The organism is Variovorax sp. MPBD4-3 (assembly GCF_058809745.1).
The window spans coordinates 78,506-94,329 of sequence record NZ_JBXASW010000014.1; the positions used below are offsets into that span (position 1 = coordinate 78,506).

The 15,824-nt window shown below is 69.5% G+C and carries 13 protein-coding genes; 7 read left to right on the forward strand and 6 right to left on the reverse strand.

Annotated elements, in window-relative coordinates; all coding sequences use genetic code 11:
* Nucleotides 1-36 precede the first annotated feature (36 nt).
* From AC1RVW_RS11440 to AC1RVW_RS11450, 3 genes are read left to right on the forward strand one after another with little or no spacing between them, the layout of a single operon-like run.
* On the forward strand, nt 37-1,149 hold the full coding sequence (locus tag AC1RVW_RS11440; RefSeq protein ID WP_493199971.1) for a CaiB/BaiF CoA transferase family protein: 1,113 nt from the start codon (nt 37-39) through the stop codon (nt 1,147-1,149).
* 38 nt (nt 1,150-1,187) lie between these two features.
* Nucleotides 1,188-2,747, forward strand: a complete 1,560-nt coding sequence (locus AC1RVW_RS11445; RefSeq protein WP_493199973.1) for an acyl-CoA synthetase — start codon at nt 1,188-1,190, stop codon at nt 2,745-2,747.
* Between the two features lie 27 nt (nt 2,748-2,774).
* The gene (locus AC1RVW_RS11450) at nt 2,775-3,923 is read left to right on the forward strand and encodes an acyl-CoA dehydrogenase family protein (protein ID WP_493199975.1); all 1,149 of its coding nucleotides are present in this window, start codon (nt 2,775-2,777) and stop codon (nt 3,921-3,923) included.
* Between the two features lie 14 nt (nt 3,924-3,937).
* Here AC1RVW_RS11450 and AC1RVW_RS11455 read toward each other — a convergent pair whose 3' ends face one another.
* The 4 genes from AC1RVW_RS11455 to AC1RVW_RS11470 form a co-directional block, all read right to left on the reverse strand.
* Nucleotides 3,938-4,315: a hypothetical protein gene (locus AC1RVW_RS11455; RefSeq protein ID WP_081271123.1), complete on the reverse strand. Its 378-nt coding sequence runs from the start codon at nt 4,313-4,315 to the stop codon at nt 3,938-3,940.
* A gap of 58 nt (nt 4,316-4,373) precedes the next feature.
* Nucleotides 4,374-5,105, reverse strand: coding sequence for an AP2 domain-containing protein (locus AC1RVW_RS11460; RefSeq protein WP_493199978.1), 732 nt, complete (start codon nt 5,103-5,105; stop codon nt 4,374-4,376).
* 155 nt (nt 5,106-5,260) lie between these two features.
* On the reverse strand, nt 5,261-6,112 hold the full coding sequence (locus AC1RVW_RS11465; protein ID WP_493199979.1) for an AP2 domain-containing protein: 852 nt from the start codon (nt 6,110-6,112) through the stop codon (nt 5,261-5,263).
* Nucleotides 6,113-6,321: 209 nt separating this feature from the next.
* Complete coding sequence (locus AC1RVW_RS11470; protein ID WP_493199981.1) at nt 6,322-9,021, reverse strand: winged helix-turn-helix domain-containing protein; 2,700 nt, start codon at nt 9,019-9,021, stop codon at nt 6,322-6,324.
* Between the two features lie 138 nt (nt 9,022-9,159).
* Between AC1RVW_RS11470 and AC1RVW_RS11475 the strand changes: the two genes are divergently transcribed.
* From AC1RVW_RS11475 to AC1RVW_RS11485, 3 genes are all read left to right on the forward strand, one after another.
* The gene (locus AC1RVW_RS11475; RefSeq protein ID WP_493199982.1) at nt 9,160-9,942 is read left to right on the forward strand and encodes an SDR family NAD(P)-dependent oxidoreductase; all 783 of its coding nucleotides are present in this window, start codon (nt 9,160-9,162) and stop codon (nt 9,940-9,942) included.
* A 32-nt stretch (nt 9,943-9,974) separates the two neighbouring features.
* The gene (locus AC1RVW_RS11480) at nt 9,975-11,153 is read left to right on the forward strand and encodes an acetyl-CoA C-acetyltransferase (RefSeq protein ID WP_493199984.1); all 1,179 of its coding nucleotides are present in this window, start codon (nt 9,975-9,977) and stop codon (nt 11,151-11,153) included.
* 66 nt (nt 11,154-11,219) lie between these two features.
* A complete protein-coding gene (locus AC1RVW_RS11485) occupies nt 11,220-12,380 on the forward strand; it encodes a GGDEF domain-containing protein (protein ID WP_106936777.1) in 1,161 nt (386 codons plus the stop codon).
* A 46-nt stretch (nt 12,381-12,426) separates the two neighbouring features.
* Here AC1RVW_RS11485 and AC1RVW_RS11490 read toward each other — a convergent pair whose 3' ends face one another.
* Both AC1RVW_RS11490 and AC1RVW_RS11495 read right to left on the reverse strand, forming a co-directional pair.
* Nucleotides 12,427-13,224 carry a phosphodiesterase gene (locus AC1RVW_RS11490; RefSeq protein WP_493199986.1) on the reverse strand — a complete coding sequence of 266 codons (798 nt, stop codon included), beginning with the start codon at nt 13,222-13,224 and terminating at the stop codon, nt 12,427-12,429.
* Between the two features lie 50 nt (nt 13,225-13,274).
* Nucleotides 13,275-13,946 (reverse strand): nitroreductase, encoded by a 672-nt coding sequence (locus AC1RVW_RS11495; protein ID WP_493199988.1) that lies wholly within the window; start codon nt 13,944-13,946, stop codon nt 13,275-13,277.
* 123 nt (nt 13,947-14,069) lie between these two features.
* Here AC1RVW_RS11495 and AC1RVW_RS11500 point away from each other — a divergent pair, with 123 nt between their 5' ends.
* Nucleotides 14,070-15,710 (forward strand): 3-(methylthio)propionyl-CoA ligase, encoded by a 1,641-nt coding sequence (locus AC1RVW_RS11500; RefSeq protein ID WP_493199989.1) that lies wholly within the window; start codon nt 14,070-14,072, stop codon nt 15,708-15,710.
* Nucleotides 15,711-15,824: the final 114 nt, after the last annotated feature.

The window sequence follows — 15,824 nt, forward strand, 5'->3', positions numbered from 1 at the left end:
CGCGCCAAGATGGCCGCTCGCAACAGGAGACAAGCCATGGCAGGCCCATTGCAGGGACTACGGGTGATCGAGATGGCGGGCATCGGCCCCGGACCGTTCTGCGCGATGCTGTTCGCCGACATGGGCGCGGAGGTGCTGCGCATCGAGCGCCCCGGCACGCGCACCGCGCCGCACGACATCCTCGCGCGCGGGCGCAGCACGCTGCAGGTCGACCTGCGCGCCGAAGGCGCGGCGCAACAGGTGCTCGAAGCCGTCGAAAAGGCCGACGTGCTCATCGAAGGCTTTCGCCCCGGCGTGATGGAGCGGCTGGGCCTGGGCCCCGCGCCCTGCCACCAGAGGAACCCGCGCCTGGTGTACGGCCGCATGACCGGCTGGGGCCAGCACGGCCCGCTGGCGCATGCGGCGGGGCACGACATCAACTACATCGCGATCAGCGGCGCGCTGCACGCCATCGGCCGCGCCGGCGAGCCGCCGGTGCCGCCGCTCAACTACGTGGGCGACTTCGGCGGCGGCGCGATGCTGCTGGCCTTCGGCATCCTGGCCGCGCTGCACGAGGCGAAGAGCTCGGGGCAGGGCCAAGTGGTCGACGCCGCCATGACCGACGGCGCCGCGCTGCTTTCGGCCATGATGTACGGCTTCAAGTCGGCCGGCCAGTGGAGCAACCAGCGCGGCGAGAACATGCTCGACGGCGGCGCGCACTTCTACGACACCTACGCCTGCGCCGACGGCAAGCATGTGGCCGTGGGTGCCATCGAGCCGCAGTTCTACGCATTGATGCGCGAGCGCTGCGGCATCGCCGACGACCCCGCCTTCGACGCGCAGATGGACGCCGACCGCTGGCCGGTGCTCAAGCTGCGCATGGCGGACATCTTCCGCACCCGCACGCGCGACGAATGGTGCGTGCTGCTCGAGGGCAGCGACGCCTGCTTCGCCCCCGTACTCGACTGGGACGAGGCCCCCGCGCATCCGCACAACGTGGCGCGCGGCACCTTCGCCAACGTGGGCGGCGTGGTGCAGCCCGCGCCCGCGCCGCGCTTCAGCCGCACCGCGCCGGTGGTGCCGCCGGCCGCCGCGCACGACGACGGGCCGACCGTGCTGCGCCGCTGGGGCGTGGCGGCGGAGGCCATCGCGCCGCCGGGCGCTTCCTGAGCGAAAAAGAAAAGCAACGAAGAACGGAGACAGACCCCATGTTCCTCACCCAACCCCTGCACAAGGGCCGGCGCGAGAAAGGCAAGGCCACCGCCGTGGTCTGCGGCGGCACGCGGCTCGACTTCGCCGGGTTCACCGACCGCGTCGCGCGCCTCGGCGCGGTGCTGCGGCAGCTCGGCATGCAGCCGGGCGACCGGGTCGGCATGATGAGCCTCAACTCGCACCGCTTCGTCGAATACTTCTTCGGCACCTGGTGGGGCGGCGGCGTCATCAACCCGGTCAACATCCGCTGGAACCCCAAGGAAGTGGCGTACTCGCTCGACGACTGCGACACCCGCATCCTGCTGGTGGACGACGTCTTCGCGCCCATGGCCGCCGAGCTGCGCCGGCTCTCCCGCTCGCTGCGCACCGTGGTCTATTGCGGCGACGGCGCGGTGCCCGAAGGCATGGTCGGCTACGAGGCGCTGCTCGCCGCCGCCGACCCCGCCGAAGACGCGCCGCACGGCAGCGACGAGCTGGCCGCCGTCATGTACACCGGCGGTACCACCGGCCAGCCCAAGGGCGTGATGCTCACGCACGGCAGCCTGTGCATCAACGCGCTGGGCACGGTGGCCGCGCTGCCGCGCGACACGCAGGACGCCGCGGCCATCGTCGCGGCGCCCATGTTCCACGTGGCCGGCTGCGGCGTGGCGCTGCAGAGCCTGATGCGGCTGGTGCCGGTGCACGTGGTGCCGGTGTTCGACGAGCTGGCGGTGCTGCAGACGCTTCAGTCGGCGCGCATCACCGAGATGTTCCTGGTGCCCACCATGATCAAGCGCGTGATCGAGCATCCGCGCTTCGCGGAGTTCGACCTGTCGAGCCTGCGCCTGCTGTCGTATGGTGCGGCGCCCATCGACGCGGCGCTGCTCGACCAGGCCATGCGCGCCTTTCCGGGCACCGCGTTCGCGCAGATCTACGGCATGACGGAGCTGTCGCCGGTGGTTACCGCGCTGCCGCCGTATTGCCACGCGCCGGGGCCGGATCGGGAGCGCCTGCTGCGCTCGGCCGGCACGCCCATCTCCATTGCCGAGCTGCGCATCGTCGACGGCGACGACAACGAAGTGCCCTTCGGCCAGGTCGGCGAGATCGTCGCGCGTGGGCCGATGGTCATGAAGGGCTACTGGAACAAGCCGAGGGAAACCGAGGCCGCGCTGCGCGGCGGCTGGATGCACACCGGCGACGGCGGCTACATGGACGAGGAAGGCTTCGTCTTCGTGGTCGACCGCATGAAGGACATGATCGTGAGCGGCGGCGAGAACGTGTACTCGGCCGAGGTCGAGAACGCCATCGCCCAGCTCCCGCAGGTGCTGATGTCCGCCGTGATCGGCGTGCCCGACGACAAGTGGGGCGAGCGCGTGCACGCGGTGATCGTGCGGCGCGAAGGCATGGCGCTGGAGGCGGAGGCCGTCATCGCGCACTGCCGCGAACAGATCGCCGGCTACAAGTGCCCGCGCAGCGTGGAGTTCCGCGACGCGCTGCCGCTGTCGGCCGCGGGAAAGCTGCAGAAGTTCCAGCTGCGCGAGCCCTTCTGGGCCGGCAGGAGCCGCCGCGTCGGCTGACCGAAGAACACCTTAAGGAAGAAGAAAATGCCCATCGATTTCCGCCGCTCCTGGAGCGACGAAGACCTCGAGCTGTACCGCGACAACGTGGTGCGCTTCATCGAATCCGAAGTGCTTCCGCACGACGAGGACGCACGCAAGCGCGGCCACGTCGGCCACGAGGTCTGGCGCAAGGCCGGCGCGCTCGGCCTGCTGTGCGCCGACATCCCCGAGGCGTACGGCGGCGCGGGCGGCGACTTCCGCCACGAGGCCGTGTTCTACGAAGAGATGTCGCGCCGCGCGCTCACCGGCATGGCCACGTCGGTGCATGCCATCGTGGCGCACTACTTCCTCAACCACGGCACGGAAGAGCAGAAGCGCCACTACCTGCCGCGCATGGCGCGCGGCGAGATGGTCGGCGCCATCGCCATGACCGAGCCCGGCGCCGGCTCCGACCTGCAGGGCGTGCGCACGCGCGCCGAGAAGGACGGCGGCGGCTTTCGCATCAACGGCTCGAAGACATTCATCACCAACGGCTACCTGGCCGGCGTGGTGCTGGTGGTGTGCAAGACCGACCCGGCCCAGGGCGCCAAGGGCACCTCGATCCTCATCGTCGAGACCGAAGGCTGCAAGGGCTTTCGCGTGGGCCGCGTGCTCGACAAGATCGGCATGAAGGCGCAGGACACTTCCGAGCTTTTCTTCGACGACGTGCGCGTGCCGGCCGATGCGCTGCTGGGCGGCGTGGAAGGGCAGGGCTTCTTCCAGCTGATGAGCGACCTGCCGTACGAGCGCACCATCATCGGCCTGAGCGCGCTCGCCACCATGGAGGGCGCCTACGAGGCCACGCTCGACTACGTGCGCGACCGCAAGGCCTTCGGCAAGCCGATCGCCGAGTTCCAGAACACCAAGTTCAAGCTGGCCGAGATCGCCACGCAGATCAAGGTGGGCCGCGCCTTCATCGACCGCTGCGTGGAAGACCTGGTGGCCGGCAAGCTCGACACCGCCACCGCGTCGATGGCCAAGCTCTGGGGCTCGGAAGCGCAGGGCCGCGTGGTCGACGAGTGCCTGCAGCTGTTCGGCGGCTACGGCTTCATGAACGAATACATGGTGGCGCGCATGTACGCCGATGCCCGCGTGCAGCGCATCTACGGCGGCACCAACGAGATCATGAAGGAGGTGATCTCGCGGGCGCTGTGACCCGACACGGCCTGCTAGGACAGCCGCCGGATCTCCGCCCGCGCGATCTCGCGGTGCAGGTGCGAGGGCGAGATGCCGATGAACGCCGTGTACTTCTCGCGCGCCGCGGCGGTCTTGCCCGCTTCTTCCAGCGCCAGCGCCTCCATCGTGAACTCGGTGAAGAGGCGGCTGGCGTCGGCTTCCTTCGGCGAGGCCGCCAGCGACTTGGGCGCCAGCTCCGGCTGTTCCTCGTAGATGCGGCGCTGCACTTCGATCACCTCGATCAGCGCGCGGCCGATGCGCTCGACGTTTTCCTGCACCGGCTCCAGATCTGTCGCGTGGACCTCGGCGGCCGCCTGGTCCAGCAGGTGCGATGCCACGCGCAGCAGCTGGTGAATGGACTTGAGCGTCATGGCCGGGCACCCGTGGCGGGCTTCGCCGCAGCGGCGAAGCCGCGTCTGTCTTGTGCCATCAGCGGTCTTGGCCCAGCTTCGCGGCGAGTTGATTCGCGCGTTCGGCGATCGCCAGGCGCTTGGCCATGTCGTAGCCGTGTTCCTTCACCGAAAAAGCCTTGCTCACGCTGCCCTTGCCGGTGGTGTAGGTGATGGCCAGCCAATAGCCCGGATGGCTGGCGTTGGGCGTCTTGAAATGCACGCCGCTCACGCCGCTGGTGTTGTTGCGCCGGGTGATCTCCGACTTCGAGCGCTTGGCCGCGCGGGGCGCTGGCGCATGGGTCGCGAGGCCCATCCGAATCGCTTCCTCGGCCGGGTGCAGCCGCACCAGCCCCTGCATGCGTTCGAGCTGCCGCTCGCGCTCGCGGATGGCCAGCGCCTGGGCCGCGTCGCCCAGGTGGTCGACGATGAAGTCGGTGCGAAGAATCTCGCCCTGCCCGATGTAGGTCTTGGCCATCCAGGCCCGCACCTGGCCGCCGGCGGACATCTGGTGGAACACGCCCGGCACGCCGGTGCTGTTGTTGGCCCTGAGCTTTTGCGCGCGCTCGCGCCGCGTGGGCGGCGGCACGCTGCGCACGATGGCGTCGCGCCAGTCCTGCGCCTGCAGCAGCGCCTGCGCCTCGCCGCCGTAGCTGGCCTTGCCGAACTGCCTGTAGTGGCGCACGCCGTTGCGCACGATAGAGACTTCGAATCCCCAGGGTCTGATGCAGATGCCGTACATGGCGGCCGGATTGGGGATTCCTTTGGGCATTCTCGACGTGCTGCTCTTCTGCGCACTGCTGTTGGCGGGCTCCCCGAACTGCGCGGCGCTCGTCGGCGCACGCATTTGCCCGCTATTCTGGCCGAAGCGGCATGGCGATCCGGCGAACCCGCACGCCCGGCCTGCCCGCCGCCGCCGCCGAAGCCTCACAGCCGGACCTGCCCTGACTCCGGCGCGCCGGCGCCCGCCGTGCCTTGCGAACGCGCTTCCTGGCGGTAGGCGATGGGGGCGATGGCTGTATCGGTGCGCACATCGGTGGCGGCGCGGGTGCGTCCACCCGACAGCTTGGCCTCGAGCTGGCGCTCGCGCTCCGCGATGGCCAGGCGCTTGGCTTCCTCGGGCCCGTGTTCCTTGATGGAGAACGCCTTGCTCACGCTGCCCTTGCCCGCCGTGTAGGTGATGGCGAGCCAGTAGCCCGGGTGGCCAACGTTGGGCGCCTTGAAGTGCACGCCGCTCACGCCGCTGGAATTGGTGCTGCGCCGGATCTCGGACTTGGAGCGCTTGGGCGACAGCAGTTCGGCCGGCAGCCTGTCCTGGCTCTTGCGGATCGACTCCTCGGCCGGATGCAGGCGGGCCAGGCCCGACATGTGTTCCAGCTGCCGCGCGCGCTCCTGGATGGCCAGCGCCTGCGCATCGCCGCCGGCGGCATCGACCGGGAAATCGGTGCGCAGGATCTCGTTTTCTCCAAGATAGGTCTTGGCGACCCATGCCCGCACCCGGCCGCCCGAAGCGACCTGGCAGAACACGCCCGACACGCCGGTGGTGTTGTTGGCGCGCAGCTTCTCGGCCCGCGTGCGCCGCGCGACCGGGGGGAAGCTGCGCACGATCTCGTCGCGCCAGGCCTGCGCATGCAGCAGGGCCTGCTCCTCGCTGCCGTAGCTGGCGCGGCCGAACTGCTTGTAGAAGCGGTTGCCGTTGCGAACGATCGACACCTCGAAACCCCAGGCGCGTGGGGCGATGCCATACATGGGGGCCGGGTTGGGGATTCCTTTGGGCATGGTGGCTTCGCTCCTGTCGCTCTGTGTGTCGATGACTCCCTGCGCGGCCTGCCGCATTCGGCCGGACGCTGCGCTTCCGCCGCCGCGCCGCACAATGGCAACCGCGGCAGCAGGAAGGCTCTGATCTCTCTGAGGGAATGCTATGGACGGCCAGAGGCGGGCGGTATCACCGGAATCCGTAGTATTTGTAATACCACCGGTGGCGCCGCCTACCGGATCACGCCCAGCCGCCGCGCGATCGCCACCGCCTGCGTGCGGCTCTTCGCGTCGAGTTTCATGTTGATGTTGCGCAGGTGCGTGCGCACCGTGCTGTCCGACACGAACAGCTTCTCCGCCATCGCGCTGTTCGAATACCCCTCGGCCAGCAACTGCAGCACCCGGATTTCCTTGCGCGTGAGCGGCTCCTTCATCGCGTCGGCGCCGGATGCGGGCGCATCCGCGTCGGCCGCCGGCATCGGGCCGACGAGCTGCAGCAGGCGCTGCAGGTAGTCCGCCAGGATCGGGTCGCCGCGCGCGGCGGGCGCCTCCTGCGCCGACTGCGCATAGCGGTGCACCAGCGCGCCGACGGCCGGGCCTTCGTCGAGGATCAGCCGCACGAAGCCTTCCTGGCTGGCGGCCTGCAGCACGGTCTCGAATTCCTTGACGGCCGCCGACGCGTCGCCCGCGGCCTGCAGCGCCAGCGCGCGCAGCACCCGCAGCTTGAGCGCGCGGCGGTTGTGCGCCACGGCCAGCGCGGCATGCAGTTCGGTGTCGAGCGCGTCCAGCGCGGCGCGCGCATCGCCGAAGGCGATGTCCCAGCGCGCCCGCGCCAGGGCCATGTAGTCGAGGTCGTGCGCCGGCAGGCGCTGGCGCCTCTCGCGTTCCCACAGCGCGGGGTCGTCGGCGCGGGCCAGTTCGTCGCGCGAGGCGGGTCCGTTGCCCTGCAGCAGCAGCATGCGCGAGCGCTCCAGCTTGGCGCCGGCCACCACGCGCGGCAGCTGCCGATGGTGGCCGAGGTATTCCAGCTCGGTCAGCGCCTGGAACGCGGCGTCGATGTCGCCCGCGTGGAACGCCAGCCGCGAGCGCATCACGTGGCTCAGGATCATGTGGTCCGGCAGGCCGACGTCGCGCGCCAGCGGCAGGTACACGTTCAGCAGGTGCTCGGCCTGCACGAGCTGGTTGGTCTCGTACACCGCGCCCGCATACAGCACGCCGGCCCAGGCGTTGCCGTGGCTGTGGTTGTACGACACGGCATGGGTGGAGTCGACCGCCATGCGCAGCCGCGCGGTGGCCTGCCGCAGCCGCCCTTCGTGCAGGTCGAACAGGCCGGCCAGCGACTCGGTGTACATGCGGTTGAAGGTGCTGCTGCCGCGCTCGCGCGCGGCCTCCAGCATGCGGCGCGCCTCGTGCTGGTCGCCGCGCACTGCGAGGATGTGGGCCATGCCGTTGAGCAGCACGCTGTCTGCGAACGGCAGGCCGGTGGGCAGTCGCGCCAGGCTCTGGCGGCCGGCCTCGTAGGCCTCGTCGTGGCGGTCCTGCATGGCCAGCAGCAGCGGCACCAGCGTGTGGGCGCTCGCGCGCACCTCGGGGATGGGGCTTTCGAGGCAGCCCGACTGATCGAGCATGCGCATCGCCTCCCACGGGCCGTGCGTGAAGCAGGTGGCCCACAGCGCGATCGGCTGCAGGAACGGATGCTCGCGCAGCTGGTGCTCCGGAATGGCCGAGAACCAGCGCGCCAGCATGCGCATGCGGCCCTGTTCGAGGAACTGCGCCGCGTAGCTGTCGAGCAGCGCCAGCGCATACGGATGGTCGCCGCCCTCGATGGCGTGGTCGATGGCGGGCACCGGCCGGTCGTGCGACTCGTACCAGCCGGCGGCCGCGAGATGCAGCCGCGCCGTTTCGCCGGGCTGCTCGTGCGCGAGCCGCGCGCGCAGGAAGTCGGCGAACAGGCTGTGATAGCGCCACGCGCCGCCGTTTCCGCCATCTCCGCCGTCGCCGCTCACCGGCGTGAGGAACAGGTTGGACGCGGCCAGCCGTTCCAGGATGGCCGCGCAGTCGGCGCGCGGGCACAGCGCCTGGCACACCGAGGCGTCGAGCTGCCGCAGGATGCTGGTGCGCAGCAGGAAGTCGCGGATGTCGGCCGGCTGGTGCGCGAGCACGTCCTCGGCCAGGTAGTCGGCCACGGCGCGGTCGGAACCCGAGAAGCGCTCGACGAACCCGGTCTCGGTGCCGTGCCGCTCCAGCGCCATCGAAGCCAGCCAGATCGCGGCCACCCAGCCTTCGGTCTTGCGATGCAGCTGCGAGAGCAGGTCGGCGGGCAGCGCCTGCATCGCCTGCTTTGCATGCGCCATGCGCAGGCCGAAGAAGGCGCTGGTTTCCTCCAGGCTGAAGCGCAGCCGGTCGGTGTCGATCTCTATGAGCTGCCCGCGCGCGCGCAGCCGGCCCAGGCCCAGGTCGGGCAGGCCGCGCGAGCCGATCACGATCTGGCCGCGGCGCGGCAGGTGCTCGACGATCTCGCGCACCAGGCCGAGCACCGCCGGCTCCTGCACCACCTCGAAGTCGTCGAGGAACAGCGTGAAGGGCGCGTCGTGCGCGGCCAGCGCGGCCACCGCGTCGAACGGCCCGTTGGCGCGCGGCTCGTCCACGCCCAGGCGCTGCGCGGCTTCGGCCAGGCAGTCGAGGAAGCGCGACACGTCGTTGTCGGCGCGGTCGAGCGTGAGCCACGCGGTGGCGATGCCCTGCGCCTCCATGCGCTCGCGGATCTGCGCCATGGCCGTGGTCTTGCCGAAGCCGGCCGGCGCGCGCACCAGCACCAGCTTGACGGCGGCCGCGGCGATCTCTTCGCGGATGGCGGTGCGCGGCACCTGCGTGGCGTTGGCGGCCGGCGGGTTGAGCTTGGTCTCGAGGATGCGGGGCGCGGGAGGCGACATCGGCGGGCGGGCAAGGGCGGTTGGCGCACCGGAGCCCGAACGGCCCGGATTTCCGTCGTTTCCGACGATGCCGCAGTCGATTCTGCTTCCTAAACTGGCCCGCGGAAACCGCCACTTACCCTGCAAGGACCGCATCTCATGCAACTCGATTCCAGCATTGCCGCCGTCGTCACCGGCGGCGCTTCCGGCCTCGGCGCCGCCACCGCGCGCCGCCTGGCCGGCCACGGCGTGAAGGTCGCGCTGTTCGACCTCAACGCCGAACAGGGCGAGGCCCTGGCCAAGGAACTGGGCGGCGTCTTCTGCAAGGTCGACGTCACCTCCGACGAGCAGGTGGACGCGGCCTTCGCCAAGGCCCGCGCCGCGCACGGGCAGGAGCGCGTGCTGGTCAACTGCGCCGGCACCGGCAACGCGGTGAAGACCGCGAGCCGCGACAAGGCCAGCGGCGAGATCAAGCACTTTCCGCTCGCCAATTTCGACCGCATCATCCAGATCAACCTGGTCGGCACCTTCCGCTGCATCGCCAAGTCGGCCGCCGGCATGCTCACGCTCGGTATGCTGCAGGACGGCGAGCGCGGCGCCATCGTCAACACCGCCTCGGTGGCCGCGCAGGACGGGCAGATGGGCCAGGCGGCCTATACCGCGTCGAAGGCCGGCATCGTCGGCATGACGCTGCCCATCGCGCGCGACCTGATGGCCGAGGGCATCCGCGTCAACACCATCCTGCCGGGCATCTTCGACACGCCGCTGCTGCAGGGCGCGCCCGACAACGTGAAGGCCGCGCTGGCGGCGTCGGTGCCGTTCCCCAAGCGGCTGGGCAACCCGGCGGAATACGCGACGCTGGCCGAGCTGATGATCACCAACGGCTACTTCAACGGCGAGAGCGTGCGGCTCGACGGGGCCATCCGCATGGCGCCGCGCTGAGCCCGCACCACCCACGAACACAGGAGACTTTCATGCCCGAAGCATTCATCGTCGCCGCCGCGCGCACCGCAGGCGGCCGCCGCAACGGCCGCCTGGCCGGCTGGCACCCGGCCGACCTCGCCGCGCAGGTGCTCGACGCACTGGTGGAGCGCACCGGCGCCGACCCCGCGCTGGTCGAGGACGTCATCATGGGCTGCGTCGGCCAGGCCGGCGAGCAGGCGGCCAACATCGCGCGCAACGCGGTGCTGGCGTCGAAGCTGCCCGAGTCGGTGCCGGCCACCTCGGTCGACCGGCAGTGCGGCTCGTCGCAGCAGGCGCTGCACTTCGCGGCGCAGGCCGTGATGTCGGGCAGCATGGACATCGTGATCGCGGCCGGCGTGGAAAGCATGACGCGCGTGCCCATGGGCCTGCCGACCACGCTGCCGCTGAAGAACGGGCTGGGCTTCTACGTGAGCCCGCAAATGGCCAGGCGCTACCCCGACGTGCAGTTCAGCCAGTTCACCGGCGCCGAGATGATCGCCAGGAACTACGGCATAGAGAAAGCCGAGCTCGACGCCTACGCGCTGCGCAGCCACCGCAACGCCATCGCCGCGACGAAGGCGGGCCACTTCGAGCGCGAGATCGTGCCGGTGGCCGTGCGCATGGCCGACGGCACCGAGACCGGCGAACTGCACACCGTCGACGAAGGCATCCGCCACGACGCCACGCTGGAGAGCATCGCCGCCGTCAAGCTGATCGCCGAGGGCGGGCGCTGCACCGCCGCCACCGCCAGCCAGATCTGCGACGGCGCGAGCGGTCTGATGGTGGTCAACGAGCGCGGCCTCAAGACGCTGGGCGTGCAGCCGCTCGCGCGCATCCACCACATGAGCGTGATGGGGCACGACCCGGTCATCATGCTGGAGGCGCCCATTCCCGCCACCCGGCGGGCGCTGGCGAAGGCGGGCATGAAGATCGGCGACATCGACCTGTACGAGGTCAACGAGGCCTTCGCGCCGGTGCCGCTGGCCTGGCTGCAGACGCTGGACGCCGACCCGGCGCGGCTGAACGTGAACGGAGGCGCCATCGCGCTGGGCCACCCGCTCGGCGCGTCCGGCACCAAGCTGATGGCCACGCTGGTGCATGCGCTCGGCCAGCGCGGCAAGCGCTACGGGCTTCAGACCATGTGCGAAGGCGGCGGCATGGCCAACGTGACCATCGTCGAACGGCTCTGAGCCGCGCCGGAGGCCTTGGAGCGGCTTCCCGGAAGGCAATGTCAACATAATCAATAATCTCGCCCCATGGGCGCATTGCCATCCCTTCTCGACCCCCGTTCCGTCATCGTGCTGGCCGGCCTCATGGGCGTCATGATGGCCCTGGTGATGTTCTTCATGCGGCGCAGCTACCCGGCCAGCATCCGCGGGTTGAGCGAATGGGCGCTGGCGCCGCTGCTGGCCTTCACCAGCACCATGCTGTTCGCGGCGCGCGACTACCTTCCGGACTTCCTCACGATCGTGGTCGCCAACGTCGTGCTGTTCCAGGCGTGCATCCTCTATTACTCGGGCAGCCAGAAGTTCCTGCTGGGGAGCAGCGACACCCGGGGCTGGACGCTGCTGAACGGGTTGATAGGGCTGTCCATGTTCTGGTTCAGCACCGTCAAGCCCGACTTCGAGGCCCGCCTGCTGATCGTCACCTTCGCGGTGTCCTTGCTGTTCTTCGCGCATGCCCTGCTCTACCTGCGCCACCGGCCCCGCGTGTTCGGCCAGCCGCTGATGATCGGCCTGCTGCTGGCGCAGGCTGCGGTGGCGGCGCTGCGTTTCGTGTCGGTGGTGCTGGGCATGGCCGGCAGCAACCTGATGGACGGCAACTGGATCCAGTCGCTCTACATCAGCATGTATTCGTTCTCGGTGCTGCTGCTGTCGATCTCCGTCATCCTGATGGCCACGGACCGCGTGCACACCGAGTTCGAGTACCTGGCCACGCGCGACTCCCTGACCGGCGCGCTCAACCGCCGCGCGCTGCTCGATGCCTGCCGCGGCGCCTTCGCATCCGACCGGCGGCACATGGCGCTGCTGATGGTGGACCTGGACCACTTCAAGGACGTCAACGACCGCTTCGGCCACCAGATGGGCGACAAGGTGCTGCGCGAGGCCGTACGGCGCATGCAGCGGGCGGTGGGCGACGCGGGCGTGCTCGGGCGCTACGGCGGCGAGGAGTTCGTGGTGCTGCTGCCCGGCACCGGCCAGGTCGAGGCCATGGCCATCGCCGCGCGGCTCAAGCAGGCCATCGGCGAGCCCTTCGGCGCCGACTCCCCCATGGCCGAGGTCGGCTCCATCGCGGTGAGCATCGGCGTGGCCGCGAACGACGGCGGCCGGGGCGTCGACGAAGTGCTGGCGCGCGCCGACGCGGCGCTCTACAAGGCCAAGGCGATGGGGCGCGACCAGGTGATCGCGGCGGCCTGAGGCGCGGTGGGCAGCGCGGCGACGGATGCCCGCTTCACCAGATACCTCACGCAAACGGATACGGCCCCTCCATCGCCCCGACGTGGCTCACATGGCTCACCATGCCATGCACCTCGTCCCACAGATGCAGCATGCAGCCCGGCCGCCCCATGTAGGAGGCCGGCGCCGCACCGTCCGCGAGCCGCAGTGCGATTTCCGTCGTGCTGCTGGGGCAGGAGCACACGACCGTGCCCGCCCAGCGCCGCAGCATCGTGCGGTGCACATGCCCGCACAGCACGCGCTCGATGTTGCCGAAGTCGCGCAGCACGGCTTCGAGCGGTGCGGGGTTGGCGTAGCTGTAGGTATCCATGTAGGGAATGCCGCTGGCGAAGGGCGGGTGGTGCAGCATCAGAAGTGTCGGCTTCGCGCGGTCCGCCTCCAGCGTGCGCCGCAGCCATGCGAGGCCTTCTGCGTCGACATCGCCGTGGTGCAGGCCGGGAACGCAGGAGTCCAGCGCCACGATGCGCACCGCATGGTCGTCGATGCAGTAGTGCATCGGGCCTTCGGCCGGCAGGTAGGCGTGGTCCGCGAAGGCCGTGCGGAAGTTCTCGCGGTGGTCGTGGTTGCCGGGAATCACGAGGCAGGGAATAGCCAGCTTCGACAGCAGGCGGCGCGCCTGCGCGTATTCGTCGGGCCGACCTTCGTCGACGAGGTCGCCGGTCAGCAGCACCAGCTCGGGCCTGCGGTCAAGGGCGTGCAGATGGTCGATGGCTTCCTCGAACATCCGGTTCGAATTGGCCACGCCCTGGTAGAGCTGGCCGGCGGGGCGGATGTGCGGGTCGGAGATCTGGGCAATGAGCATCATCGGGCGCTTCGTGGAGTACGCCCGGCGGCAAGCAGGTTCCGTTCCTCGGCTCAGATGCCCGTGAACTCCGCCACTTCATCGAGCGGCGCGCGCTCCGTCACCAGTGCGTCGAGCGGCCTGCTCCGGTCGGCGTAGCCGATGGCCATGCCGGTGAAGAGCATGCGCTCGAGTGGCAGTTCGATGAACCGGCCGATGGTCTGCGGGTAGATGGCCCAGCATTCCTGCGGGCAGCTGTCGAGCCCTTCGGCGCGCAGCAGGAGCATCACGTTCTGCAGGAGCATGCCCAGGTCGGACCACTGCGGCGGCCCCATGCGGCGGTCGACGGTGCAGAACAGCGCGAGCGGCGCGCCGAAGAACTGGTAGTTGCGCGCGAACCATTCACGGCGCGCGGCCTTGTCCTCGCGCGGAATGCCCAGGCGTGCGTACATGGCCTCGCCCACGGCAAAGCGGCGGTCGCGGTAGGGCGCGACCAGCTCGCGCGGGTAGATGTCGTACTCGCTGCCCTCGCCGCCGGGTGCCTCCTGCACGCGGGTGCGCATGATGGTTTTCAGCTCCGACAGCCTGTCGCCGCCCACCACGTGCAGGTGCCACGGCTGCAGGTTGCCGCCCGAGGGCGCGCGCAATGCCTGCGCGAGCACGCGGCGGATGACGTCGCCGGGCACCGGCGTGTCGAGAAAGTCGCGCACCGAGCGGCGGGTGGCGATGGCGTCCTGAACGTTCATGCAAGGGTCCTCTTGAAGATCGATGCTAGGGGCAACCCTTGAACGCCCTCAATCGTCCGTTCCGACGATGCGGCGCGGCACGGCGGCTGCCTAGCATCGCCCCAGCGTACAGGAGACAAGACCATGTTCGGATTGATGCAAGACCGCCCGCTGCTGATCTCGTCGCTGATCGATCACGCGGCCACCTTCCACCCGCGCGCCGAGATCGTCGGGCGCACCGTGGAGGGGCCGGTGCACCGCACAAACTATGCGGAGATACAGCGCCGCTCCAAGCAGGTGGCCAATGCGTTGAAGACGCTGGGCATCGAGGCCGGCGACCGCGTCGGCACGCTGGCCTGGAACACGTATCGCCACCTGGCGCTGTACTTCGGCGCGTCGGGCTCGGGCGCGGTGCTGCACACGGTGAACCCGCGGCTCTTTCCCGAGCAGATCGACTACATCGTCAACCATGCGGAAGACAAGGTGCTGTTCTTCGACACCACCTTCGCGCCGCTGGTGGAGAAGCTCGCACCGGGCCTGAAGTCGGTGCGCGCCTTCATCGCCATGACCGACCGCGCGCACATGCCCGCCATCGACGTGCCCGATCTGCTGTGCTACGACGAACTCATCGGCGCGCAGAGCGAGGCCTACGCCTGGCCCGAGTTCGACGAGCGCACCGCCTCTTCGCTCTGCTACACCTCGGGCACCACCGGCAACCCGAAGGGCGTGCTGTATTCGCACCGCTCGACCGTGCTGCATTCGCTGATGGAATGCGCGCCCGACACCTTCGGCGTCAATTCGCAGATGACGCTGCTGCTCGCGGTGCCCATGTTCCATGCCAACGCCTGGGGCATGCCGTATGCAGCGGCGATGGCCGGCGCGAAGCTGGTCATGCCCGGCCCGCACATGGACGGCCAGAGCCTGTACGAGCTGATGCGCGACGAGAAGGTCGGCTTCTCTCAGGCCGTACCCACCATCTGGCTGATGCTGTTCCAGTACTTCGACGCGCATCCTGAAATCGACACCCGCGTCATCGGCCTCAAGCGCATCGGCGTGGGCGGCGCCGCCACGCCGCGCAGCATGATCGAGCGCTTCGAGCGCGACTTCGGCGCCGACTTCGTGCAGGGCTGGGGCATGACCGAGACCAGCCCCATCGGCGTGATCGGCAACCTGCTGCCCAAGCACCTGTCGATGCCCAAGGAAGAGCAGCTGCGCGTGAAGATGCGCCAGGGCCGCGGCGTGTGGGGCGTGGAGCTGAAGATCGTCGGCGAAGACGGCCAGCGCCTGCCGCACGACGGCAAGGCCTTCGGCCACCTGCATGTGCGCGGACCGTGGATCGCGAGCGGCTACTTCAAGAGCGAGGGCGGGCCGGTGCTCGACGCCGAAGGCTTCTTTCCCACGGGCGACGTCGCCAACATCGACGAAGACGGCTATGTGCAGCTGGTCGACCGCGCGAAGGACGTGATCAAGTCGGGCGGCGAATGGATTTCCTCCATCGACCTGGAGAACACGGCGAGCCTGCACCCGGCGGTGGCCGAAGCGGCGGTGATCGGCATTGCGCATCCGAAGTGGCAGGAGCGGCCGCTGCTCATTGTCGTCAAGCGCGCCGGGGCGGAAGTGACACGAGAGGAACTGCTCACATTCCTTGCGGAGCGCGTCGTGAAATGGTGGCTACCGGAAGACGTGGTGTTCGTCGACAGCCTGCCGCACACCGCCACCGGCAAGCTGCTGAAGACGAAGCTGCGCGAGCAGTTCAAGGGTTACACGGCGACGACATCTGTTTGACCGTTTGATGACTTGTTCGATTTTTCTGTGGACAACTCTGTGGGTTGTGCGGGGAGTCGGATCGGCGGAGCAAGCATCGGCGTGGGTTCCCGCCACGTTGCCTGTTGAATAGGC

Excerpts from the sequence above, each read along its gene's own strand:
- AC1RVW_RS11475 (WP_493199982.1), top strand. The coding sequence starts at position 9,160 with ATGCAACTCGATTCCAGCATTGCCGCCGTCGTCACCGGCGGCGCTTCC.
- AC1RVW_RS11445 (WP_493199973.1), top strand. The coding sequence starts at position 1,188 with ATGTTCCTCACCCAACCCCTGCACAAGGGCCGGCGCGAGAAAGGCAAG.
- AC1RVW_RS11455 (WP_081271123.1), bottom strand. The coding sequence starts at position 4,315 with ATGACGCTCAAGTCCATTCACCAGCTGCTGCGCGTGGCATCGCACCTG.
- AC1RVW_RS11465 (WP_493199979.1), bottom strand. The coding sequence starts at position 6,112 with ATGCCCAAAGGAATCCCCAACCCGGCCCCCATGTATGGCATCGCCCCA.
- AC1RVW_RS11490 (WP_493199986.1), bottom strand. The coding sequence starts at position 13,224 with ATGATGCTCATTGCCCAGATCTCCGACCCGCACATCCGCCCCGCCGGC.
- AC1RVW_RS11440 (WP_493199971.1), top strand. The coding sequence starts at position 37 with ATGGCAGGCCCATTGCAGGGACTACGGGTGATCGAGATGGCGGGCATC.
- AC1RVW_RS11485 (WP_106936777.1), top strand. The coding sequence starts at position 11,220 with ATGGGCGCATTGCCATCCCTTCTCGACCCCCGTTCCGTCATCGTGCTG.
- AC1RVW_RS11480 (WP_493199984.1), top strand. The coding sequence starts at position 9,975 with ATGCCCGAAGCATTCATCGTCGCCGCCGCGCGCACCGCAGGCGGCCGC.
- AC1RVW_RS11495 (WP_493199988.1), bottom strand. The coding sequence starts at position 13,946 with ATGAACGTTCAGGACGCCATCGCCACCCGCCGCTCGGTGCGCGACTTT.
- AC1RVW_RS11450 (WP_493199975.1), top strand. The coding sequence starts at position 2,775 with ATGCCCATCGATTTCCGCCGCTCCTGGAGCGACGAAGACCTCGAGCTG.
- AC1RVW_RS11470 (WP_493199981.1), bottom strand. The coding sequence starts at position 9,021 with ATGTCGCCTCCCGCGCCCCGCATCCTCGAGACCAAGCTCAACCCGCCG.
- AC1RVW_RS11460 (WP_493199978.1), bottom strand. The coding sequence starts at position 5,105 with ATGCCCAAAGGAATCCCCAATCCGGCCGCCATGTACGGCATCTGCATC.
- AC1RVW_RS11500 (WP_493199989.1), top strand. The coding sequence starts at position 14,070 with ATGTTCGGATTGATGCAAGACCGCCCGCTGCTGATCTCGTCGCTGATC.